We start from the raw sequence: 23,113 nt of genomic DNA on the forward strand, positions 1-23,113 counted from the left end.
CTATGGAATTCACTCAACAACACTTCATCGCCCTGCTGCCGTTGCTCGTCGTCAGTGTCACCGCCGTGGTGGTGATGCTGGCGATTGCGTGGCGTCGCAACCACGGCCTGACCTACATGCTTACCGCTGCCGGGTTGGTTCTTGCGCTGCTGTCGATTGCGCCAGCGTTGCAGGTAGCGCCGCTGGAGGTTACCCAGCTACTGCAGCTGGACCGCTTCGCCTACTTCCACATGGCGCTGCTGCTGCTGGCCACGCTGGCCTGCGTCACCCTGGCGCATGCCTATCTGGGCGAGAAGCCCGGCGGCCAGGGCTTCCCGGGCAATCGCGAGGAACTCTATCTGCTGATGGTGCTGTCGGCCCTCGGCGGTCAGGTGCTCGTGTCCAGTCAGCATCTGGCCGGCCTGTTCATCGGCCTGGAGCTGCTTTCGGTGCCGGTCTACGGGTTGGTCGCCTACGCCTTCTTCAACAGGCGTTCGCTGGAAGCCGGAATCAAGTACATGGTGCTGTCGGCCGCCGGCAGCGCGTTCCTGCTGTTCGGCATGGCGCTGCTGTACGCCGAGTCCGGTAGCCTGAGCTTCGCCGGCATCGGCGCCAGCCTGGCGGCGCAGCAGTCGACCGTTCTGGTGCAGGCCGGCATTGGCATGATGCTGGTCGGGCTGGGTTTCAAGCTTTCGCTGGTGCCCTTCCATCTGTGGACGCCGGATGTCTACGAGGGCGCTCCGGCACCGGTTTCCGCATTCCTCGCCACTGCCAGCAAACTCGCCGTGTTCGCCGTGCTGCTGCGCCTCTACCAGCTGTCGCCGGCGACCAGTGGCGGCTGGCTGAACGATGGTCTGACGCTGATCGCAATCGCGTCGATCCTGATCGGCAACCTGCTGGCGCTGAATCAGAGCAACCTCAAGCGCCTGCTTGGTTATTCGTCCATCGCCCACTTCGGCTACCTGCTGGTGGCGCTGATCGCCAGCGAAGGCCTTGCTGTCGAGGCAGTCGGCGTTTACCTGGCGACCTACGTGCTGACCAGCCTCGGTGCCTTCGGTGTGATCACGCTGATGTCCAGCCCATTCCAGGGCCGCGATGCCGATGCCCTGTACGAGTACCGCGGCCTGTTCTGGCGCCGGCCGTACCTGACTGCGGTGCTCACCGTGATGATGCTGTCGCTGGCCGGCATTCCGATGACGGCGGGTTTCATCGGCAAGTTCTACGTGATCGCCGCTGGCGTGCAATCGCAGCAGTGGTGGTTGCTGGGCAGCTTGATCATCGGCAGCGCCATCGGCCTGTACTACTACCTGCGCGTGATGGTGACGCTGTATCTGGTCGAGCCCGGCATACGCCGTCACGACGCACCGCTCAACTGGGGTCAACAAGCCGGTGGCATCATGCTGCTGGCCGTCGCCGCCCTCGCCTTCCTCCTCGGTGTCTACCCGCAGCCACTGCTGGAACTGGCTCAGCATGCGATCTTCGCTACGCTCTGAGCACAGCACCAGATAATGAAACGCCCCGATTACTCGGGGCGTTTCTGTTTTCGGACTCCAACCTCAGGCACTGCGCGAGGTGCGCTCGTCGCTCAGCCGTGCGGGGTAGCGTTGGCGGCCTTCTCGATATGCAGGGGAAGCGAAGAAAACCCGCTGGCGGGAAAGAACGCCTTCACCGCTTGCTGATCCGCCAGCAGCGCGATTCGGCGGGTGCGCCCCAGCAGCTCCTCCATCACGACGCGCAGCTCCAGCCTGGCAAGCGGGGCTCCGGGACAGACATGGATGCCGGCGCCATACAGCAGATTCAGCTGCGGCTCGCGGTCGAGACGAAACTCTTCAGGATCTCCGAACACCGCTTCGTCGCGATTGGCCGACGCCCAGATGAGCGCCAGACGCGTGCCGGCCGCCAGCGTGCGCTCACCCAGCGTGACCTCTCTGGTGGTGACCCGCCGGTTCATGACGAGCGGCGCGTGGATGCGCAGTATCTCGTCGATGGCGGCCGGCAGCAGCGCCAGCTGCTCGCGCAACTGCTGCTGCAACGCGCCATGGCCGGCGAGGTAATGCACGAGGATGCCGATCGAGGCGGCAATGGTGCCCAGCTCGCCGACCGTCCAGTTACGCAGGATGCTGACGATTTCATCGTCGGTCAGCGGTCTGCCCAAGGCCTGATCGCGCAGCAGACGGGTGGTCACGTCGTCTGGCGCCGCGCTACCGGCGTTGCGGCGCGCCGTGAGCAGATCCTTGATGTAGCCGTCGAATTCCAGCGCAACCGCGCTCATCGCCGCTTCGTCCCTGGCCAACGTGGCCGCCTGGTTCTTCAGCGTCCACAGGCGCAGCGGCTCGTGCAGCTCCACCGGCCAACCCAGCCAGGCGCACTGAATCTGCAAGGCAAAAATCTGCGCAAAGTCCGTCATCAGCTCGACACTCGCCTGCTCCGGCAAGGCCTGCACCAGCCGTACCGCAACCTCCCGGCACACCGGGGCGAAGGCTTCCATCTGCTGCGGCTCGAAGTAAGGCTCGATGAGCCGCCGGTACGCCGTATGCTCCGGCGGGTCCATGCCGTTGGGCACGGAGGGGAAACGCGAGACGGCGTTGCTGTAGGTCTCGTGGTCCATCAATACGTGCATGACATCCGCGTGTCGGAACAGCGAGGTGTAGCCGTAACGACTGGTTGCCACCGGGCAACGACGGCGCATGTCGTCGTAGGTGGCCATCTGGTCCTTGAGTACCGTCTCGGATCTCGGATCCCAATCGGCTGATTTATTCTCCATAGCAACTCCTCTTGCGGACCTCTCGATAATCGGGACCGCCTCGGTGGTGATGAATTATTCAGCCCTGTCCCAACCCGGCAGGCTGAACTCCGCACGCAGCAGTTGCACTTCTTCCTGATGCAATTCGGCGATGCGCGCCAGCAGCTCCTCGCCGGCAGGCAGCAGGTGAACCTCAACCTGACGCCGGTCTTCCCGCCCCGCCTTTCGCTCGACCAAGCCCATTTTTTCGCAGCGGTCGATCAGCGCCACGACGCTGTTATGTTTCGATTGCAGCTGTTCGGCGAGCTCGCCAACCGTCGCCCAATCACGCGCCGAAGCGCCACGAATCTGGAGCAGCAGCTGGTACTGCAGCGCCGTCGCACCGTTTTCCAGGCACAGCAACTCGCTGTTGCGCAGGAATCGGCGCAGGCGATGACGGAAATGCGCCAGCCGCTGGTAATCGGATTTTTCCAAGAGATGATTTCCTCGTTGACCTTTTCGCAGCATTGTGCACGATATATATCACGCCACGATATATATTTCACCGGAACCGCCCAGCCGATTCCGTCCGCCCCAGAAAGGAACGTCATGAATCTCCTTGTCCTCATGCGCATGCTGTTGTGCAGTGCACTCGCCCCTTCCGACTGGACGAGCGATCAACTGCCGCCTCGAATCCGGCTCTGGGCATTCATCGTGCCGCTGTCGCTGTTGCCACCGACGATGATTGCCCTGCTGGACGCACCGCTGAGCGCCTACCTGCCCATCTTCCAGATCCAGCCCTCGACGGGCACGGCCGGCCTGTTCTTCGGTGGCGAAATATTCTCGGTGTTCGTGATGGGCTGGCTGATCAAACACGTCGCCCACGCCTGCAGCCACGACGTGACCTATGCCGAAGCTTATCTGGTAGCCACTATCGCCTGCGTGCCGCTATGGCTGTCCTCTCTCGGCCTGCTGGTGAACAACCCGTTTCTGAACACGGTGCTACCGCTCAGCGCGCTGGCCTCGTGCTGCGTCCTGCTCTACCAGGGCACCTGTTCGCTGTGCCGGGTGGACGACCGCCTGGAGGCGGCCGCCATCACCCAGACGGCGTTCGGCGCAGCCGTCATCGTCTGGATGATGGTGCTGCCGCTCTTCTGGACGGCCGCCTGACGGCGATCTCGGGCCAACGAAACCGTTACAAGCCTCTAGCCATATCGCGCAGGCCACGCCACAACAGCCTCAGGTGCCGATCACGCCACCATCGTCCCGCGTAATCAGCACCGTCGAAGAGCGCGGCCGCGACTGACCATCACTGGCCGGAAAGCTCAGCTCGGGGTGCTGCACGTTGATCCACATCGCGCGGTAGTCCGGGCTCCAGGTGATGCCGGTGATCTCGCAGCCACGCGGCCCTACCAGAAAGCGACGCACCTCGCGCGTGCCGGGATCGGCGCACAGCAGCTGGTTGGTCCCCATGACCTGCATCGCCGGTTCGTCGTCGCCGTAGTCGGTCTGTATCCACAGCCGGCCATCGGCATCGAAGGCCAGACCATCCGGCGAGGAGAACACATCGCCCTCGATGGTGCCGGTCAGATGTGCAGGCACGGGTTTGCCGTCCGCACCGCGCGCGCCCTTCCGCTCGCCAGCGAGCAGGAAAATTTCCCACTCGAAGCGCGTCGCCGCAGGGTCGCCTCCCGCCTCGCGCCAGCGCAGGATCTGCCCGTGCAGGTTCTGCGGGCGCGGGTTCGCCTTGTCGACCGCCACCTTGTCGCCGCGTTGATCGTTGTTGGTCAGGGTGACGTAGACCTCGCGCGTACGAGGATGCACCGCGACCCATTCCGGGCGGTCCATGGGCGTTGCGCCGAGCCGGTCGGCCGCGGCGCGCGCATTGAGCAGCACCTCGGCCTGGCTGGGGAATCCATGCTCGGCGGTCAGGCCGTTCTGCCCGTGAACCAGCGCCAGCCAGCGACCGCTGCCATCGGCGTCGAAACGCGCGACGTAGAGCGTGCCGTCATCGAGCAGCTGGCGATTCTGCTGATCCGCGCCGGGTACATAGCGGCCGCTGGGGACGAACTTGTAGACGTACTCGCCGCGCGAGTCGTCGCCGGAATAGAACGCCATGCGCCCGTCCTCCCCCAGCGACAACACCGCGCATTCGCGGCAGTAGCGACCGAATGCGGTGCGTTTGACCGGCTGCGCCTGCGGATCGAAGGGATCGATCTCCACCACCCAGCCGAAACGGTTCGGTTCGTTGACATAGCCGCCGTGCGGCAGGCTGGCATCGGGTGTGGCATCGAAGCGCTCGTCGGCACTTTCCCAGCCGTAGAGCTTGCTGCGCTCACCGCTGGCAACGCCGTAACGGGCGTGCGCGGTACGTGCGGCCAGGTCCTCGGCATCGCGATTGAGAAAGTAGTTGTGCCAGTTTTCCTCGCAGGTCAGGTAGGTGCCCCACGGCGTGAAGCCGCTGGAACAGTTGTTCAGCGTGCCAATGATGCGGGTGCCGCTCGGATCGGCGGCGGTTCGGAGCAGTTCGTGCCCGGCCAGCGGGCCGCCGACGGCCAGCGGCGTCAGCGTGCTGATGCGCCGGTTGTAGCGCGACGGATGGACCCGTTGCCACTCGCCCGCGGCATCCTTGCGCACCTCGATGATGCTGACGCCATGCGCCGCCTGCTCCTTGCGCACTTCTGCCAGCGGCCGGCGGCCATCCACCAGGCTCATGCCGTCGGGATGCAGCGGCGGATTGACGTACTCATGGTTGATCGCCAGCAAACCGTGCTCGGTCGGCGCATCTGCGAACGGGAAAAAGTGCATGCCGTCGTGGTTGTCCCCGGCCTGCAGCAGCTGTGCCTGCCAGTCGTCGCTGGCATCGGCTTGCCATTGCGGTGCGTCGGCCTCCACCGGGTCGCCCCAGGAAAAGAACACCCGCGCACGATAGCCCGGCGGTACCTGCACGCTGTCGAAGGTCGGATCCAGCTGCGGCGGAACGGACTCGAAACCCAGCAGCCGGCTGCGTGCCGCAACCGCTCCACAGGCGGACAGCCCGCCGCCGAGAAAGGCCATGCCCGCCAGGCCCAGGCTGCCCTTGAGCAGCCCGCGCCGGCTGTGGTCGACCAGATCGCTCAGGCTCGGCTGGTGGCCCGGATTGATCGACTGATCGTCGAGCGCCGCGAGGGCGGCGTGAAAGTCGCGAAAATCCTGTTTCATATCGATTGCATCCTGAACGCATCATTCGATGCGGTAGTGAAAGGTGTTCTGTACGCCACGCACCGTCACGGCCTGGCCGTCGACGATGCGCGGGCGGTAGCGGAAACGCTTGGCCGCCTCGAGCGAGGGGCGGATGAACAGCGGATGGCACTGTCCCGCGACTTGCGGCGACACCACGCGACCGTTCGGATCGACGTCGTAACTGACCGTGCATTCGCCCTGCACGCCCGAGTCCAGCGCGCGCTGCGGATACACCGGCGGCGCCTTGGCGATGGGCAGGTATTGCCGGTCCGTCGCGGCGGCGGCCTCGCGCCGCGCCTGTTCGGCCGCCGCGACACGGGCTCGCTCGGCTTCGATTCGGCGCCGGGCCTCGGCAGTGCGTTCGGCCTCCTGAGCCAGACGCTGCTGTTCACGCTCGCGGGCCTGCCGCTCGCGCTCGGCGATCTCGCGCTGCTGGCGCAACTGCTGTTGGCGGGCCGCTTCGGCGACCCGCTTCTGCTCGGTCCGCCTGAATGCCAGCTCGGCTTCGGTCGGTGCCGCGGGCTCGGCCGCCGGCTCCGGTGCGGCGGCTGCGGGCGACTCGACCGGCGCTTCGGGCAGAGCTTGCGGCTCGACCGGCAGCGGCAGGCTCACCAGCTGGGTACGCAGGATTTGCGCATTGCTCGGTGCCTCGAATGTCGGCGTCCAGCTGTTCAGCAAGACTGCTGCACCCAACCCCACATGCAGGCCGATCGCCCCGAGTAGCGCCAGCCCTTGCGAGGCGTGGAACGGCGCAGGTTCGCGCAGCATCGCCGCGTCCATCAGCGCCGGATTCATGGCTGTCCAGCTCCCGGCGCCAGCGTATCCGGCGCTTCAGTGATCAGCCCGAGGTTGACCACCCCGCCGCGCTGCAACTCGGCGATGGCGGCGACCACGCGCCCGTAGTCCGCGGCATCGTCGGCCCGGACATAGACCTGGGCATCGCCGTGCACGGCGATGAGCGATGCCACCTTGGCGCGCATCTCCGCCAGTTCCACGGCCGTATCCGCCTGCTGCTCGATGTCGATCTCGCTGCCCAGGTTCCAGTAGAAGCTGCCGTCCGCCTTGACCGAGAGGGTGAGCAACTTGCGCTCGTTCTCCGTCGGCAGCGCCTCGGCGGCGACCTTGGGCAGTTCGATGTTCACGCCCTGCACCAGCATCGGTGCGGTGACCATGAAGATCACCAGCAACACCAGCATGACGTCGATGTAGGGCACCACGTTCATTTCCGCCTTCGGACCGTGCTTGCGCTGAGGCCTGACTAGCATGGGCGTTCTCCTCAGGCCGCGGCGGCGGCGAAGCTCGGCGCGCCGGCATGCAGTCGCGGCAACAGGCGTGCTTGCAGTTCGTTGGCGAAGGCGTAGTAGCGGCCGGCGAGCGCTTGACCGCGGGCGGCGAAGCGGTTGTAGGCGATCACCGCCGGAATTGCCGCGAACAGGCCGATCGCCGTGGCGATCAGCGCTTCGGCAATGCCGGGCGCCACGGTGGCAAGGGTGACCTGCTGTACCTGGGAAAGCCCGATAAAGGCATTCATGATCCCCCACACGGTGCCAAACAACCCGATGTACGGACTCACCGAGCCGATGGTGGCGAGTGCCTGCAAGCCATGGTCCAGACGCTCCTCCTGCTCGGCGACGGCCACATAGAGGCTACGATCCACCGCTTCGCCGAGCGTCTGCGGAGCAAGGCCGGGCTGGCGCTGCAGCTGGCTGAACATCTGCAGACCATCGCGGAAGATGCGCTGCAGCGCAGCCTCCGGCAACCGTGCCTGGTGCTCGACGTCGCGCTGCAGCTGGGCCAGATCAGCGCTCTGGCGGAACTGACGCAGGAACTCGCGCAGCAGGCGCTCACTGCGCCTAAGCACCACGCTGCGCTGGATGATCAGATACCAGCTGGCCACCGACGCCAGCACCAGAATCGCCATGACGGCCTGAACCACCACGCTGGCCTCGCTGACCAGCCCCCAGATCGACATCTGTTCGACTGCATGTTGCATCGCTGTTTCCTCCTGCCCGGCCGGGCAGCTGTAAGTGAATGACGGCCGCGTTACCGGAAGATGACTATTCCAGGCCCAGGGCATCGGCCACCGCGGTCCACGGCAGGTACTTGTAGTTCTGCGTACCCTCGGGCATCCGCTTGCGCCCGTCCTGCACCACCAACAGCCCCTGGCTCCACGGCCCGCCGAGGTTGGCCGAGGTGACTTCCAGACCATCGGTTTCCGAGGCGCCGTCGATGCCGCGCGCGGCGTTGAGGCCGATGCGGAACGCACCACGCACGGCATAGGGCGCCGTGGCATCCAGCACCACGTAGCTGTCGTTGCCCTGGCTGGAGATCACCAGATAATCGGCGCGCTGGCCGTGGTACAGCGCCAGCCCTTCGATATCGTCGTGCACGCTCTCGCCCACGCCGATGACCTTCTCCAGAGTGGTCGGCGCGTTGGCCGCGGCACCCAGCGTCCACACAGCAACGTCTTCCTCGCCGATGAACAGTCGCTCACGGCGGTCGTCCGCCACACAGCCTTCCGGCTGGCTGTCGACCTTGAAGCGCCGTACCAGCTCACCCCGGGGCTTGCCACTGCGCCCATCGAGGCGGTACTGCAGGAAGGTGCCGTCCTTGTCGTTGGCGAAGGCATGGATGGCGCCCTGACGATCCTTGAACAGGCAAAGTCCGTAGATGTCCGCGAGCGGCGTGGCGATCTGGCCGATGTTCTCCAGCCGGCCGTTGGCCGGATCGATGGCGAACAGATGCAGGCTGTTGCGATCACGATTGCTCGCCACCGCCAGATCGACCTGGCGCTGACCGAGACGGAAGCCGTCGCGTACATCGACGTTGTTCAGCCGCCCTACTGGCAGGCTCTGCACCTGGCGGCCCTGCAGGTCATACACCACCAGCCCGCCCTTCTTGTCGGTGCCCAGCACCCGGCTTGCGACCGGTTCGCTGCGGTTGACCCAGATGGCCGGGTCGTCAGCCGCATCGCCCAGGCTCGGTACCGGGCCGCTCTCGACCTCGGCCGGCAGCAAGGGCAACGGCGGCTTGCGCGCGACCGGCCGTGGCGTCCAATCGAGAGCAGCCTGGCGGCTACCGCGATCATCCACCAGCAGCAGCGCCAGGCCCTCGGGGGTCGCTCGTGCGCTGATCTGCTCAGGCTCGTCGAAGCCCCTCAGCGCCAATACCTGACGGGCCTGCCAGCCATCGGCCTGCTCCTGATAAAGGTGCAGCGCCGCGGCTTCGGCATCCAGCAGCAGCACGCCACCGGGCACCAGAGCCAAGCCTGCGGCGCCATCTGCAAGCCCGCCGAAGGGAGCGCGCAGGTCCACCGGCACCCGTTCCAGCGGCGCCTCGGCGTTGGCGGGATAGGCCCAGAGGCCGATCGCTTCCTCGTTGACGAACAGCCGCCCGGCCGCATCGTCGACCTGACAATGACTGCTGCCCGGCGGCAGGCTCAGGCCGCGCACACGACGGGCCTCGCCCAGCAGTTGGCCGTCCGCGCCCACCAGCCATTGCTCGCCGACGCCTTCCTCACCGACGAGGAACAGAAAGTCGTTGCGACCGGCATCGCGGAACAGGCACAGCCCTTCGATGGCGAAAGTCGTCTTGGGCAGAAACAGCGGTGCGCTCCACTGCCCGCCGCGAGTCAGCCCGACGAGCATCGCCTGCTGGCGTTTGCGCTCGACGGTCGCCAGCAGCAGCCCCGCGTCACTCTCGCGCTGATCGAGTCCCTCGAAACGTCCAGGGAGGTTGGCCCGCACCTGCCCCTGTGGGTCGAGCAGTCGCAGGCCCTGGCCGTCCAGTTCGACACGGTCGAACCCGTCCGTGCCCAGCAGCCGTGCGGCCTCGATCGCAGCGGGTGCGGCCGCGGCGACGGACAAGGTAGCCGCCGCGCGCTCACCCGTGCTTTGGCAGGCGGCCAGCGCGATGCAGGTGGCCAGCAGGAGTTTTCGTTGCAGATGTACGTACATGAAGTGTTCCAGTCAGGCAGCCGCCCGCCGTCACCCGAGTGGGTAACGGGACGGCAAGGGTCAGAAATGGGTGAGCGTCAGGCCGAGCTTGTAGGTCGGGCCGTACTCTTCGTACTGGGCGTTGTAGCGCTGGCGGCCGGTGTAGACGAAATAGGCTTCGTCGGTCAGATTCAGCGCCTCGAAGGTCAGCTGCAGGCTGGGCGTGATGAAGTAGCCGGCCTTGAAATCGACGAACAGCTGGCCGTTCGCATACAGGTCATGCGCGGCATCGTCAACGCCGGAAACCTCGGCCAGGTACTCGGACTTGTAGTTGGCGGCCAGGCGCGTGTTGAAGCGCTCGTTCTCCCAGCCAATCATGAGGTTGCCAACGGTATCGGAGTGATTCGGCAGGTCGATGCTGCGCTTGGCGCCCTGTCCTTCGATATCCGCATCGGAGCGACTGAACGTGGCGTTGGCGCCCAACAGCAGGCCGTTCCAAGGGGCCGGCAGCCAGTCGAATTTCTGCGAATAGGCCAGCTCGATGCCATAGAGCGTGGCGCCACTGCCGTTCTCGTAACTCAGCGCCTCGGCGAAGTCCGCCCACTGGCCGGTTCCGGCCAGGTCGGTGTTGTAGATGAAGTTGTCGATGTCCTTGTAGAACAGGAACGCCGAGACGGCGCCGGCCCGGCCCATGTAGTGCTCGATGCCCAGATCGTAGTTCACCGACTCCAGCGGTTTGAGGTTCGGATTGCCGAACTCCGCCTCGTCGTCCTCGATGACGAATCCGGGCGCCAGCTGGCCGAACGTCGGTCGCACCACGCTGTTGGTCCAGGCCGCACGCAACTGCGTGCTGGGGCTCAGCTGGTAGCGGGCGTGCAACCCCGGCAGCCAGTGCTCGTAGCGTCGGCCGCTGGATATCGTCTCGAAAACCCCGTCACGCACACCCGTACCCTTGGCACTGAAGTCGGTGCCCTCGTAGCGCATGCCCGCGATGAAGCGCCAGCGGTCCAGATCCAGGGTGTTCATCACATAGGCGGCATCGATGTCCTCGCGCATGTCGAAGTCGTTGATGCGCGACTGTTCCTCGTCATAGAACTCGCTGGCGTCGAACCCACCGATCAGGCCCTTGATGCCCGATGCACTGATACCCGGACCGAAGCGGCCGAGTCCGTAATCGACGCGTCCAGCCTGGAAATCGGCCAAGGTCAGGTCATCGAAATGGTCGTAGACCCAGATCTCGCTGTCGTTTGACTTGTCGCGGCGGCTGAGCTTGCCGCCGAACTTGAGCTGCGCCGCGTAGCCCATAAGGTCGTAATCGCGCGCCAGGTCCAGGCGGATGTTTTTCTCGCGGTCGCGGGCATCGCTCTTCTCCCACTCCACCTCGTCAAGCTCGAAGCGGGACGGATCGTAGAAACCCGATTCGACGGCCAGCCGCGGCTTGCGCGTGCTGGAAAAGCCCGCATCGCTGAAGTCGCCCTCGAACACGGCACCGGCGATACCGCCGGGGTTGCGCTCGCGCGACTCGCTGTAGCCGGTCTGGCCGCTCAGCGTCCACAGGCCAAACAGGCGTTCACCGCCGAACACATAGGATTGGATGGTCTGGGTGTCCTCGCGCGATTTGAGTTCGCGCCAGCCCTCGGCGTCACCGCGCTCGCCGGCCTGCTGCGCATCCTCGAAGGCGACGCCGGCGGCGTTGCGCGTCTCGGTGTCCTTGAAGCGGCTGTAGAGCGTGCGCAGGTAGTAGCTGCTGAGATCATCCGGTTTGTAGTCGAAGTTGAGGCCGAAGCCGGTGCGCTCGCGGGTGATCTCGTAATCGCGCTGTTCCAGCTCTTCGAGCCGCGCGCCGTCCTCGAAATCCCATTTGCCGCCGGTTTCGACGTTGTCCGAACCGAAGTCGCGCTCCTGCCAGCTCAGCGCCGCGGCCACGCCGAAGTTGTCGATACCATCGCCCAGGCTGAAACGGTTGCTGAAGGCGCCGGAGAACTTCGGGCTCTGCTTGCCGACGTTCTCGTCATGGCTGCCCTCGGCGCTGATGCTGTAGAACAGACCGTCATGATCGAAGGCCGACAGGCTTTCCACTTCGATGGTGCCGCCCAGGGAGTTGGCGTCCATGTCCGGGGTAAGCGTCTTGACCACCGACAGCGACTGCACCAATTCCGATGGCAGTACATCCAGCGCCACGGCCCGCCGGTCGCCCTCCGGCGAGGGCACCAGGGTGCCGTTGATGGTCACGCTGTTCAGGTCCGGCGCAATACCGCGCACGCTGACGAAGCGGCCCTCGCCCTGATCGCGCTCCACCGACAGCCCCGGAATACGCTGCAGCGCCTCGGCGGCATTGTCGTCCGGCAACTGGCCGATGCCATCGGCATGCGCCACGCTCTTCACGCTGTCGGAACTGCGCTGTTCCTTGAGCGCCTTGTCGATGCTCACCGCCTGGCCGACCACCTCGACGTGCTCGACACTCGGCTCCTGCGCCAGCGCTGCCGAGCTGGCGGCAACCGCCAGCGCCAGTGCACTGATCCTGAATCGCTGTTTTCGCTGTTGGTAGCAATGAGCGCTCATCCCGTCCCCTCTCCGGAACCCATCCGGGCCGATCCCGGAACTGCAGCGGACGGTAGGCAGGCACCGTGGCAGTTCTGTGACAGCGCGGGTGCGATAAGCGCGAATCAGCGGCGTTTAGGCTGTTTCTGCCCGCTTTTGAGCCGAATTGACCTGTCTGGCCGACGATCACGAGCGGCGTCACGGGCCGCCACGGCGTTGAGCGCGACTGCCAGCAAACTAAATGCCCTCGATCGCCCCCGCGACGCGCAATTGAGCTGAGCCGAATTGACCCCTGGGGTGCGTAATCCGTCTGTCACAGCGATCTGCTTAGGTGCCGGTTCAACCACTACCGACGGGCCAGAGCCGATGAAATCCTTTCTCAGACTGCACACCTGGCCCCTGGTGTGTCTCGCCATCGCCGCCAATCTCGGCCTACAGCTCTACCTCGCCACCGGGGAGCTGAAGGAATGGGCGCAAATCGACTGGATGGACGTCGCCGGCGAAGGCGGTTCGGCCGTGCTGGCGCTGGTCTGGCTGATCATGCTGCTGCGCAGCCGACCGGCGGGCCGGGTGACTCGGCTGCTGACGCTCGGACTCGCCTGCATCTTCTTCGCCTGGTGGATGGACACGCTGGACGAGTTCGTCCAGATGCCGCAGCAGGTCGCCTGGGACAACTGGCTCGAAACGGCACCGATGCCTATCGGCCTGTTGCTGCTCACGCTCGGCATCTACCACCTCAACCAGGAACAGCGCGCCATCAGCCAACAGATGAGCAAACGCGAGAAACTGTTTCGCGAACATCGCCTGTTCGACAAGGTGACGCCGCTGGGTGCCGCCGAATACTTGCGCCGGCAAATCCAGCATGCGCTGGCGGAGGCCCGCGAGAACGAGCAGCCGCTGTCACTTGTCGCCGTGGACCTGGACAACTTCGACGCCATAAACCGGCGTTTTGGTCAGAACGAGGGCGATGCCGTGCTGCAGGCCATCGCGCAGCTGCTGATGCTCAATTTGCGCCGGCAGGATCTGCTGTGCCGCCTGGCGGGGGATCGCTTCGTCGCGGTGCTGCACAACACCGGCGAAGCTCAGGCGCGGATGATCGCCGACGAGTTGCAGCAGGCGGTCGCCAGCCTGGCGCACCGGACCGCGCAACATGGCGAACGCCTTGTGCTGCGCGCCAGTGCCGCAGCCGTCATGGCGCTGGACGATGATCCGGAGCAGTTGCTCAGGCGCCTCAACCTCGGTCTGGCCAAGGCCAAGCAGCAGCTGCCGCGTTGCGCGTGAGGACGGGACGATGGCGATCGGCTACGAATGCGATACCCGCTTCATCCCCGCACATCATCAGCCGGCGCTGTTGATCGACCTGGCGTTATCACGAGGGATCGACAGCCATCGGCTGCTGCGCGGCACAGGGCTGTTCTATGCCGATATCGCGGAGGGCCGCGCCAAGCTCAGCCCGGAGCAGTTCGTCACACTGATCGGCAACGCCCAGCGTCTACTGGATGCAGACGACAGCAGCTTTCTGTTCGGCCAGCGGTTGCTACCCGGGCATTACGGCGAGGCCAGCCATACGCTGGAACACGCCTGCACACTGCACCAGGCATTGGAGCGACTGCAGTGCTTTCGCGCGCTGCTCAGCCCGCTGCTCACGCCCCGCTTGCTGCTCGACGACAAGCAGGCGTACCTCTACTGGCTCGACAGTTGCGGCACCGGACATTCACGGATCTTTCTGGCCGAAGCCTGCATGACTGCTGTTGTCGCCATGAGCCGCCGGCTCTCGGCAGAGCGCCTGCCCTGGCGTTTCCATTTCAGCTACGCCAAACCTCGCTACATCGAGCAGTACTGGGTCCATCTGGGCGAGGAGCTGACCTTCGACAGTCAGCTGACGATGATGAGCCTGCCACGCGAGTATCTGCATCGCCCCTGGCCGGATGCCTCGGCGACGGCCGGCCAGGTCGCCGAGCTGGCCAGCCAGACGCAGCTGGCGAGCCTGGGTTGGCAGTGCAGCTTTCTCGATCAGCTATACGAGTACCTGCAGGCCAACATCCGCACGCCGTTGAACCTCGAACGGGTCGCCCTGGCTTTCGGGATGAGTCCGGCAACGCTCAAGCGCAAGCTGCAGAAACACGACACGCACTTTCAGGAGCAGCTCGACCTGGCGCGCAAGCACGTGGCGCTGTATCTGTATCAGGTCAGAGGCTATGGCAACGACGAGGTCGCGGCTTACCTGCGCTTCACCGACACCACCAACTTTCGCCGTTCCTTCAAGCGCTGGACCGGCATGGTGCCGAGCGGTTTACGGCGACTGTTCGGGTAGCACCGCAAAGCGGCGCAGACAGAAACGGCGGGAGCCAACTCGCCAACGCAATGTTCGCAAGCCACGGCAGGGGCCGGGCCGCAGCCGGAAGCGGTATCCATTCGGGCACAAAAAAGCCCCGATGACGGGGCTTTGAGAGTGTTTCGGGAATCGTTGACTCCTCGAAACTATGTAGTGGTGCGGACGGAGAGACTCGAACTCTCACACCTTGCGGCGCCAGAACCTAAATCTGGTGTGTCTACCAATTTCACCACGTCCGCCAAGCGGGCTTGAAACGAAAACGCCAGGCATTGCCTGGCGTTTTCTGGAATATGGGGTGGACGAAGGGGATCGAACCCTCGACACCAGGAGCCACAATCCTGTGCTCTACCAACTGAGCTACGCCCACCATATTGCATTTGCTTGTGCCAGAAGCCCGACATGGCGCACCCGGCAGGACTCGAACCTGCGACCATCCGCTTAGAAGGCGGATGCTCTATCCAGCTGAGCTACGGGCGCTTTTATCTGCATTCTGTTCGGAGCGCAGACTTGAAGCTCCGGCTGTAGAAGAAGTGGTTTTCTTCGTAAGCCATCTTACCCAGCAGCAGGCTGTGCTCGACAAGCGGGGCGAATGTTATAGAGGCTCCCGATAGTCGTCAACAGCAAAGCTGAAAAAAAATTTCAGCTAGATAAAGGGGTTACACGTGGCTGCGGCCCCTCCGCCTTTGCCACATCGTCTCGGCGTGAGAGAATGCGCGCCCTTTCCAAGTTCTTTCCGGTGGTTAACCAAGCGTCATGACCGCACAACTGATCGACGGTAAAACGATTGCAGCCAACATTCGCCAACAGATCTCCGGTCGTGTTGCCGAACGTCGTGCGCAGGGACTTCGCGCGCCAGGTCTGGCAGTGATTCTGGTGGGCAACGATCCCGCTTCCCAGGTGTACGTGGCGCACAAGCGCAAGGATTGCGAGGAAGTGGGCTTCAACTCCATCGCCCACGATCTTCCGGCCGATACTCGCCAGGAGGATCTGCTGGCGCTTATCGACCAGCTCAATGACGACGCTTCCATCGACGGCATACTCGTCCAGCTGCCTCTGCCTAAGCACCTGGATGCCTCGCAACTGCTCGAGCGGATCCGCCCGGACAAGGATGTGGATGGCTTTCATCCCTATAACGTCGGTCGTCTCGCGCAACGCATGCCACTGCTACGTCCGTGCACACCGAAAGGCATCATGACCCTGCTGGAAAGCACCGGCATCGACCTGCACGGCCTGGATGCCGTGGTTGTAGGCGCCTCGAACATCGTCGGCCGCCCGATGGCGCTGGAGTTGCTGCTGGCCGGCTGCACCACCACGGTGACGCACCGCTTCACCCACAACCTCGCCGAGCACGTCGGACGCGCGGACCTCGTGGTCGTCGCCACCGGCATCACCGGCCTGGTCAAAGGCGATTGGATCAAGCCAGGCGCGATCGTCATCGATGTCGGCATCAACCGCCAGGCTGATGGCCGCCTTCTCGGTGACGTGGAATTCGAGCCCGCCAGCGAACGTGCCGCCTGGATCACTCCGGTGCCGGGCGGAGTCGGCCCGATGACGCGCGCTTGCCTGCTGGAGAACACCCTGCACGCCGCCGAGCATCTGCATCGCTAGGTCACGATCGACCAACAAAAACGGCGCCCTATGGCGCCGTTTTTTATGGCTTGGTAATCACTCAGCCAAACGCCAGGTCGTTCCGCCCTTGCCGTCCTCCAGCACCACGCCCATGGCGGTGAGCTGGTCGCGGATGCGATCGGATTCGGCCCAGTTCTTCTCGGCGCGCGCGGCCAGGCGCGCGCCGATCAGCGCCTCGACCTCGGCGGCATCGACCTTGCCAGCCGCACCGGCCTGCAGGAAGGCCTCCGGATCAAGCTGCAGCACACCGAGCACACCGGCCAGTTCCTTGAGGCGCGCGGCCAGCGCGGCAGCGGCGTTCAGGTCGCTGTCACGCAGGCGGTTGACCTCGCGGATCATCTCGAACAGCACCGCGCAGGCTTCCGGCGAGTTGAAGTCGTCGTCCATCGCCGCGCCGAAGCGCTCGACGAGCGCCTCGCCACCAGCAGGCGCCGCCTCCGGCAGGCCCTTGAGGCCGTTGTAGAAGCGCTCCAGCGCGCCCTTGGCCTCGCGCAGGCTGTCTTCGGAGTAGTTGATCGGGCTGCGGTAGTGGCTGGACACCAGCAGGTAGCGCACCACCTCGGGGTGGTACTTCTCCAGCACCTCGCGGATGGTGAAGAAGTTGCCCAGGCTCTTGGACATCTTCTCGCCGTCGACGCGCACCGCACCGGCGTGCATCCAGGCGTTGGCGTACAGCTTGCCGGTGGCCGCCTCGCTCTGCGCGATCTCATTCTCGTGGTGCGGGAACACCAGGTCCGGGCCGCCGCCGTGGATGTCGAAGGTTTCGCCAAGGCAGCAGGTGGACATCACCGAACACTCGATGTGCCAGCCTGGACGGCCGGGGCCCCAGGGCGATTCCCAGCTCGGCTCGCCCGGCTTGGCGCCCTTCCACAGGACGAAGTCGAGCGGGTCTTCCTTGGCCTCGTCGACCTCGATGCGCGCGCCGATCTTCAGGTCCTCGATCTTGCGCCGCGACAGCTTGCCGTAGCCCGCGAACTTGCCGACGCGGTAGTAGACGTCGCCGTTGCCCGGGGCGTAGGCGAAGCCCTTGTCGATCAGGGTCTGGATCATCGCGTGCATGCCGGCGATGTGGTCGGTGGCGCGCGGCTCGATGTCCGGGCGCAGCACATTGAGGCGTGCCTCGTCCTCGTGCATCGCGGCGATCATGCGCGCGACCAGGTCCTGGAACGACTCGCCGTTCTCGTTGGCACGTTTGATGATCTTGTCGTCGATGTCGGTGATGTTGCGCACGTAGGTCAGCTCATAGCCGCGATGGCGCAGCCAGCGGGCGACCACGTCGAACGCCACCATCACCCGCGCATGGCCGATGTGGCAGAAGTCATAGACGGTCATGCCGCACACGTACATGCGCACCTTGTTGCCTTCCAGCGGCTTGAACGCGTCCTTGCTCTTGGACAGCGTGCTGTAGATGGAAAGCGTCATCACTGCCCCCAGGAGTCGCGCAGGGTGACGGTGCGGTTGAACACCGGGGCGCCCGGCTTCGAGTCCTTCAGGTCGGCGCAGAAATAGCCTTCGCGCTCGAACTGGAAGCGCTCTTCCGGCGCAGCATTGGCCAGCGACGGTTCGGCGCGGCAGCCCTCGAGCACCACCAGCGATTCCGGGTTGATGTTGTCGAGGAAGCTGCCGCCCTCCTCGTCGGTCTTCTCCGGGTTGGCGGCCTTGAACAGACGGTCGTACAGGCGCACCTCGCACTCGACACTCTCGGCAGCCGGCACCCAGTGGATCACACCCTTGACCTTGCGGCCTTCCGGGTTCTTGCCCAGAGTGTTCTCGTCGTAGCTGCAGCGCAGCTCGACGATGTTGCCCTCGGCATCCTTGATTGCCTCGTCGGCGCGGATCACGTAGCTGCCGCGCAGGCGTACTTCGCCGCCAGGGATCAGGCGCTTGTAGCCGGCCGGCGGGACTTCCTCGAAGTCACTGGCGTCGATGTAAATCTCGCGGGAGAACGGCAGCACGCGCACGCCCATGTCCTGCTTGGGATGGCGCGGCAGTTCGAGGTTCTCGACCTGGCCCTCGGGGTAGTTAGTGATCACTACCTTGAGCGGCTTGAGCACGCACATGGCGCGCGCGGCGTTGGCGTCCAGGTCCTCGCGGATGGCGAATTCCAGCATGCTCATGTCCACCACGCCACCGGCGCGGTTGACGCCGATCATGTCGCAGAAGCTGCGGATCGACGTGGGGGTATAGCCGCGACGGCGGAAGCCGGACAGCGTGGACATGCGCGGATCGTCCCAACCATTCACGTGGCCCTCATCGACCAGCTGCTTGAGCTTGCGCTTGCTGGTGATGGTGTAGTTCAGGTTGAGGCGGGCGAATTCGTACTGGCGCGGCTTGGCCGGCACCGGCAGGTTGTCCAGGAACCACTCGTACAGCGGGCGGTGATCCTCGAACTCTAGGGTGCAGATCGAATGGGTGATGCCTTCGATAGCGTCCGACTGGCCGTGGGTGAAGTCGTAGCTTGGGTAGATACACCACTTGTCACCGGTCTGGTGGTGATGGGCGTGGCGGATGCGGTAGAGGATCGGGTCACGCAGATTGATGTTCGGCGAGGCCATGTCGATCTTGGCGCGCAGCGAGCGGGCGCCGTCGGGGAACTCGCCGGCCTTCATGCGCGCGAACAGGTCGAGGTTTTCCTCGACACTGCGCTCGCGGAACGGGCTGTTCTTGCCCGGCTCGGTCAGGCTGCCGCGGTAGGCGCGCATTTCCTCGGCATTGAGGTCGCAGACGAAGGCCTTGCCGGCCTGGATCAGATAAATCGCCCACTCGTGCAGCTGGTCGAAATAGTCGGAGGCATAGTGCTCTTCGCCGGCCCACTTGAAGCCCAGCCACTCGACGTCCGCCTTGATCGCATCGATGTATTCCTGGTCTTCCTTGGCCGGGTTGGTGTCGTCGAAGCGCAGGTTGCACTGACCACCGAACTCCTCGGCCAGGCCGAAGTTCAGGCAGATCGACTTGGCGTGGCCGATATGCAGGTAGCCGTTGGGCTCCGGTGGGAAGCGGGTGATGATCTTGGCGTGCTTGCCGGCTTCCAGGTCAGCCTGAACGATCGGGCGCAGGAAATTGGCGGCTTTTTCGACGATTGGCTTGCTCATGGTGTCCTTAGCGATCAGCGATGCGGCTCAGGGTAGGCCGACCAAAACAAAGCGCTTATGATAGCGAACCCGTCAACCCCCTGACAGAGCAAAGCGCCTCGCGTACGTCTGCCATGCGGGGCGGCGAACCATCCTCGATGTGGCCCGCCGCATCTTCTTTGCCCGCCATCGAAACGGAACTCTGCACATGATCAAACTGCATACCAACTACGGCGTCATCACCGTCAAGCTGTTCGAAGACAAAGCGCCGGAAACCACGGCCAATTTCAAGGAATACGTGAAGAGCGGCCATTACGACGGCACCATCTTCCATCGCGTGATCGGCAACTTCATGATCCAGGGCGGCGGTTTCGAGCCGGGCATGAAGCAGAAAGCCACCCGCGCGCCGATCAAGAACGAGGCCAACAACGGCCTGTCCAACAAGACCGGCACCTTGGCGATGGCCCGCACGATGGAGCCGCATTCGGCTTCTGCGCAGTTTTTCATCAACGTCAAGGACAACGACTTCCTCGATCACAGCGCACCGACGGTGCAGGGCTGGGGTTACGCCGTGTTCGGCGAAGTGACCGAGGGCATGGATGTGGTCGAGAAGATCAAGGGCGTCGCTACTACCATGAAGTCCGGTCATCAGGACGTCCCGGTGGACGACGTGGTGATCGAGAAGGCAGAAATCGTCGAGTAACGTCGAGTGATCCTGCTGATCTCCGATCTGCATCTCGAAGAGGAACGCCCGGATATCACCCGGGCGTTTCTGCATTTTCTCCAGACGCGCGCGCCTCAGGCCGAAGCGCTGTACATCCTCGGCGATTTCTTCGAGGTGTGGATCGGCGACGATGCCATGACGCCGTTTCAGCGATCGATCGCGCAGGCCCTGCGCGCGCTGAGCGAACGCGGCACCCGCATCTATCTGATGCACGGCAATCGCGATTTCATGCTCGGCAAACATTTTTGCCAGGCGGCCGGCTGCGAACTGCTGGCTGACCCCACGGTGGTGAGCCTACAAGGCGAGCGCACCCTGCTGATGCACGGCGACAGTCTGTGCACCCGAGATGAGGGTTACATGCGCTTGCGGCGCCTGCTGCGTAACCCGCTCACCCTGGTCATCCTGCGCAACCTGCCACTGGCCACGCGCCAGAAGCTGGCGCGCAAGTTGCGCAACGAAAGCCGTACGCAAACCCGCATGAAGGCCAGCGACATCATCGACGTGACACCCGAGGAAGTCGTGCGAGCCATGCGCGAACATCGGGCGCGCCGCCTGATTCATGGCCATACACATCGCCCCGCCATCCACGCGCTGGAGCTCGATGGCCAGCCAGCGCAACGCATCGTGCTGGGGGATTGGGATCGGCAAGGCTGGGCGCTACAGATCGACGAGCAGGGCTTCAACCAAGCCCCATTCGAACTGGCCTGACGCCTCAGGCCGCGAGCGGCACTCCGCTGTGAAAGCGGAATTCGCTGTCCGGGCTCTCGATCAATTCCCGCTCAACCAAGCGCACCCGTTCGATCGAGCGATCGACATCGGCGGCCTCCCCGTACTGGTAGGCGAAGCGCAGGTAATTCTGGAAGTGCCGCGCCTCCGACTTCAGCAGGCCAAAATAGAACCGGCCCAGCTCCTCATCCAGGTGCGGCACCATCGCCTCGAAGCGTTCGCATGAACGCGCCTCGATGAAAGCCCCGACCACCAGCGTATCCGTCAGCTTGTGCGGCTCATGAGTACGCACGACGGCGCGAAGCCCGGACGCGTAGCGACTGGCCGAGACGGGACGCAGAGCGATCTTGCGGCGCTTGAGAAGCCTCAGCACCTGCTCGTGATGCACCAGCTCTTCGCGCGCCAGACGGGACATGTAGTTGATCAGATCCAAGTGCTGGCCGTAACGGGCAATCAGGCTCAGCGCGGTGGAGGCGGCCTTGAATTCGCAGTTCTTGTGATCGAGCAGCATCACATCCTGCTGATCCAGGGCAGAAGCGACCCATGCGTCAGGCGTCCGACAGCCCAGGAATTCGTGTATTTCAGGCAGCACAGCCGCCCTCCTCGTCGTGATGTCTGATTGTTTCGGTGTCATAACCGATATTCACGCCCGAAACCGGCAGCCGTAATGCGTCCGGGCCGTTTGGCGGCGTGCATTATACGAATGCCCCGCGGCCCGGCCAGCTCCGCTTGATTTACATCAGCGCCAACGCCGCCGGCTTGTCTATAGTTGAGCAACCGCATCCAGGAAACGGAGCCGAACATGTTGGCCATTCGCTGCATTCTCGTGGTAATTGACCCTAACCATCCAGATTCGCTGGCACTCAAGCGCGCCCACCTGATCTCCAGCGTCAGTCAGTCACGTTTGCATCTGCTGGTCTGCGACAACAAGCACGATCACGGCGCTTATCTCGAATCGCTGCGCGAGCGACTGACAAGCGAAGGCCATCAAGTCAGCGTCCAGCAGGCGTGGCACGAGAATCTTCACCAGACCATCATCACCGTGCAGCAAGCCGAAGGCTGCGGCCTGGTGATCAAGCAGCATGTTCCGGACAGCCCGCTCAAACGCGCACTGCTTACCCCCGAAGACTGGAAGCTGCTGCGCTATTGCCCCTGCCCCGTGCTCATGGTGAAAACCGATACGCCCTGGAAAGGCCGCAACATCTTGGCTGCCGTCGACGTCGGCAATGCCGATCTCGAGCACCGTACGCTGCATGCGACCATCGTCAGTCACGGTTACGAGATAGCCGGCCTCGCCGACGGGCAACTGCACGTCATCAGCGCACACCCGTCAGCCATGCTGTCGGCCGCCGATCCGGCATTCCAACTGAAGGAAACCATCGAGGCGCGTTACCGTGAGGCCTGCAAGCGTTTCCAGGCCGACTACGACATCCCCGACACGCAGCTGCACATCGAAGAAGGCCCTGCCGATGCGCTGATTCCGCGTATCTGCCACCAGTTGCAGGCAGCAGTGACCGTCATCGGCACAGTGGCGCGAACCGGCTTTTCCGGCGCACTGATGGGCAACACCGCCGAAGTCGTGCTCGACACACTGGAAAGCGATGTCCTCGTACTCAAGCCCGATGAAATCATCGACCACCTGGAAGAGTTGGTCCGCCATTGACCTCCGTGCCGGCCGCCCGTAGCGGCCGGCACTAGGCAAACCGATCGGCGCGTGGAGCGAGAAAGCGCGGAGCCATGTAACGCTCGTAATGCGCCTCGGAAAGCAGGAAGAACTCACGGTCGATGGCATCGCGCAACTGCGGCAATGACCACTGACGAAACTCGGGCAACACCACCACGCCATAGGCCTCGATCTGCTGAATGACACGCGAGCCGCGCGCAATAAGCTGATACGCCCAACAGTAAGGAGATTGTTCGGCCACGAAACGAATCTGGCGTGACTCCAGTTGCCGGCGCAGCAGGTCCGCATCGAACACATCCACCTTCGCCGCCATCACCTGCGCCAGCAGGGTTTCCAGCCTCCTCCAGACCGCCCGTTTCTCTTCGACCCGATAGGCATTCCAATTCACCACTTCTTGGTGAAAGCGTTTGCACCCACGACAGACGAGATCGCCGTAAACCGTAGAGCAAAGGCCCACGCAAGGAGTCTGGATACGTTGATTGGACATGGCGCCACCCAGCGACAAATCGGCCGCGCATCTTAGACTTTTGTCCAACCGTGGTCAT

At 64.2% G+C, this 23,113-nt stretch carries 20 protein-coding genes and 3 tRNA genes; 8 read left to right on the forward strand and 15 right to left on the reverse strand.

Features of this window, described 5'->3' with window-relative positions; genetic code table 11:
- Nucleotides 1–2: 2 nt before the first annotated feature.
- A complete protein-coding gene (nuoN, locus tag AC0ZJQ_RS11525) occupies nucleotides 3–1,472 on the forward strand; it encodes an NADH-quinone oxidoreductase subunit NuoN (protein ID WP_213663641.1) in 1,470 nt (489 codons plus the stop codon).
- 92 nt (nucleotides 1,473–1,564) lie between these two features.
- Here nuoN and AC0ZJQ_RS11530 read toward each other — a convergent pair whose 3' ends face one another.
- Nucleotides 1,565–2,743 carry a cytochrome P450 gene (locus AC0ZJQ_RS11530; protein WP_476476692.1) on the reverse strand — a complete coding sequence of 393 codons (1,179 nt, stop codon included), beginning with the start codon at nucleotides 2,741–2,743 and terminating at the stop codon, nucleotides 1,565–1,567.
- Nucleotides 2,744–2,797: 54 nt separating this feature from the next.
- A complete protein-coding gene (locus AC0ZJQ_RS11535; protein ID WP_081002722.1) occupies nucleotides 2,798–3,196 on the reverse strand; it encodes a MarR family transcriptional regulator in 399 nt (132 codons plus the stop codon).
- A 114-nt stretch (nucleotides 3,197–3,310) separates the two neighbouring features.
- Between AC0ZJQ_RS11535 and AC0ZJQ_RS11540 the strand changes: the two genes are divergently transcribed.
- A complete protein-coding gene (locus AC0ZJQ_RS11540; protein WP_008570164.1) occupies nucleotides 3,311–3,871 on the forward strand; it encodes a YIP1 family protein in 561 nt (186 codons plus the stop codon).
- 69 nt (nucleotides 3,872–3,940) lie between these two features.
- On the opposite strand, the gene AC0ZJQ_RS11545 is transcribed toward AC0ZJQ_RS11540, so the two are convergent.
- The 6 genes from AC0ZJQ_RS11545 to AC0ZJQ_RS11570 all read right to left on the reverse strand — a co-directional run bounded on the left by AC0ZJQ_RS11545 (nucleotide 3,941) and on the right by AC0ZJQ_RS11570 (nucleotide 12,420).
- Entirely contained in the window at nucleotides 3,941–5,902 is a 1,962-nt protein-coding gene (locus AC0ZJQ_RS11545) for a PhoX family protein (RefSeq protein WP_314018980.1), read from the reverse strand.
- A gap of 21 nt (nucleotides 5,903–5,923) precedes the next feature.
- The gene (locus AC0ZJQ_RS11550) at nucleotides 5,924–6,718 is read right to left on the reverse strand and encodes an energy transducer TonB (RefSeq protein ID WP_314018982.1); all 795 of its coding nucleotides are present in this window, start codon (nucleotides 6,716–6,718) and stop codon (nucleotides 5,924–5,926) included.
- Nucleotides 6,715–7,188, reverse strand: coding sequence for a protein TolR (gene tolR, locus AC0ZJQ_RS11555; protein WP_008570167.1), 474 nt, complete (start codon nucleotides 7,186–7,188; stop codon nucleotides 6,715–6,717). The genes AC0ZJQ_RS11550 and tolR overlap by 4 nt, the downstream gene beginning before the upstream one ends.
- A gap of 11 nt (nucleotides 7,189–7,199) precedes the next feature.
- Nucleotides 7,200–7,916: a protein TolQ gene (tolQ, locus tag AC0ZJQ_RS11560; RefSeq protein WP_155550541.1), complete on the reverse strand. Its 717-nt coding sequence runs from the start codon at nucleotides 7,914–7,916 to the stop codon at nucleotides 7,200–7,202.
- A gap of 64 nt (nucleotides 7,917–7,980) precedes the next feature.
- Nucleotides 7,981–9,879 carry a phytase gene (locus AC0ZJQ_RS11565; protein ID WP_476476693.1) on the reverse strand — a complete coding sequence of 633 codons (1,899 nt, stop codon included), beginning with the start codon at nucleotides 9,877–9,879 and terminating at the stop codon, nucleotides 7,981–7,983.
- 60 nt (nucleotides 9,880–9,939) lie between these two features.
- The gene (locus tag AC0ZJQ_RS11570) at nucleotides 9,940–12,420 is read right to left on the reverse strand and encodes a TonB-dependent receptor (RefSeq protein ID WP_476476694.1); all 2,481 of its coding nucleotides are present in this window, start codon (nucleotides 12,418–12,420) and stop codon (nucleotides 9,940–9,942) included.
- A gap of 345 nt (nucleotides 12,421–12,765) precedes the next feature.
- Between AC0ZJQ_RS11570 and AC0ZJQ_RS11575 the strand changes: the two genes are divergently transcribed.
- The gene (locus tag AC0ZJQ_RS11575; RefSeq protein ID WP_213663643.1) at nucleotides 12,766–13,680 is read left to right on the forward strand and encodes a GGDEF domain-containing protein; all 915 of its coding nucleotides are present in this window, start codon (nucleotides 12,766–12,768) and stop codon (nucleotides 13,678–13,680) included.
- Between the two features lie 10 nt (nucleotides 13,681–13,690).
- Nucleotides 13,691–14,713 carry an AraC family transcriptional regulator gene (locus AC0ZJQ_RS11580; RefSeq protein ID WP_237263375.1) on the forward strand — a complete coding sequence of 341 codons (1,023 nt, stop codon included), beginning with the start codon at nucleotides 13,691–13,693 and terminating at the stop codon, nucleotides 14,711–14,713.
- 175 nt (nucleotides 14,714–14,888) lie between these two features.
- Here AC0ZJQ_RS11580 and AC0ZJQ_RS11585 read toward each other — a convergent pair.
- From AC0ZJQ_RS11585 to AC0ZJQ_RS11595, 3 genes are all read right to left on the reverse strand, one after another.
- A tRNA-Leu gene (locus AC0ZJQ_RS11585) sits at nucleotides 14,889–14,973 on the reverse strand.
- A gap of 52 nt (nucleotides 14,974–15,025) precedes the next feature.
- Nucleotides 15,026–15,101: transfer RNA gene (locus AC0ZJQ_RS11590), tRNA-His, on the reverse strand.
- Nucleotides 15,102–15,134: 33 nt separating this feature from the next.
- Nucleotides 15,135–15,211: transfer RNA gene (locus AC0ZJQ_RS11595), tRNA-Arg, on the reverse strand.
- Between the two features lie 276 nt (nucleotides 15,212–15,487).
- Here AC0ZJQ_RS11595 and folD point away from each other — a divergent pair.
- Nucleotides 15,488–16,342 carry a bifunctional methylenetetrahydrofolate dehydrogenase/methenyltetrahydrofolate cyclohydrolase FolD gene (folD, locus tag AC0ZJQ_RS11600; protein WP_008570175.1) on the forward strand — a complete coding sequence of 285 codons (855 nt, stop codon included), beginning with the start codon at nucleotides 15,488–15,490 and terminating at the stop codon, nucleotides 16,340–16,342.
- 57 nt (nucleotides 16,343–16,399) lie between these two features.
- On the opposite strand, the gene cysS is transcribed toward folD, so the two are convergent.
- A complete protein-coding gene (gene cysS, locus AC0ZJQ_RS11605; protein ID WP_008570176.1) occupies nucleotides 16,400–17,785 on the reverse strand; it encodes a cysteine--tRNA ligase in 1,386 nt (461 codons plus the stop codon).
- Nucleotides 17,785–19,455, reverse strand: a complete 1,671-nt coding sequence (locus AC0ZJQ_RS11610) for a glutamine--tRNA ligase/YqeY domain fusion protein (RefSeq protein WP_008570177.1) — start codon at nucleotides 19,453–19,455, stop codon at nucleotides 17,785–17,787. The genes cysS and AC0ZJQ_RS11610 overlap by 1 nt, the downstream gene beginning before the upstream one ends.
- 187 nt (nucleotides 19,456–19,642) lie before the next feature.
- On the opposite strand from AC0ZJQ_RS11610, the gene AC0ZJQ_RS11615 reads away from it, so the two are divergent.
- Complete coding sequence (locus tag AC0ZJQ_RS11615) at nucleotides 19,643–20,137, forward strand: peptidylprolyl isomerase (RefSeq protein WP_008570178.1); 495 nt, start codon at nucleotides 19,643–19,645, stop codon at nucleotides 20,135–20,137.
- A 6-nt stretch (nucleotides 20,138–20,143) separates the two neighbouring features.
- Nucleotides 20,144–20,866 (forward strand): UDP-2,3-diacylglucosamine diphosphatase, encoded by a 723-nt coding sequence (gene lpxH / locus AC0ZJQ_RS11620; protein WP_167134980.1) that lies wholly within the window; start codon nucleotides 20,144–20,146, stop codon nucleotides 20,864–20,866.
- Between the two features lie 4 nt (nucleotides 20,867–20,870).
- Here the strand turns inward: lpxH and AC0ZJQ_RS11625 are convergent, their stop codons facing one another.
- On the reverse strand, nucleotides 20,871–21,518 hold the full coding sequence (locus tag AC0ZJQ_RS11625; RefSeq protein WP_102829266.1) for a MiaE family protein: 648 nt from the start codon (nucleotides 21,516–21,518) through the stop codon (nucleotides 20,871–20,873).
- 168 nt (nucleotides 21,519–21,686) lie between these two features.
- Between AC0ZJQ_RS11625 and AC0ZJQ_RS11630 the strand changes: the two genes are divergently transcribed.
- Complete coding sequence (locus AC0ZJQ_RS11630; protein WP_102829267.1) at nucleotides 21,687–22,547, forward strand: universal stress protein; 861 nt, start codon at nucleotides 21,687–21,689, stop codon at nucleotides 22,545–22,547.
- Nucleotides 22,548–22,578: 31 nt separating this feature from the next.
- On the opposite strand, the gene AC0ZJQ_RS11635 is transcribed toward AC0ZJQ_RS11630, so the two are convergent.
- A complete protein-coding gene (locus AC0ZJQ_RS11635; RefSeq protein WP_155550496.1) occupies nucleotides 22,579–23,055 on the reverse strand; it encodes a DUF1289 domain-containing protein in 477 nt (158 codons plus the stop codon).
- Nucleotides 23,056–23,113 lie beyond the last annotated feature (58 nt).

It is taken from the genome of Stutzerimonas sp. 21-1, from assembly GCF_056336065.1.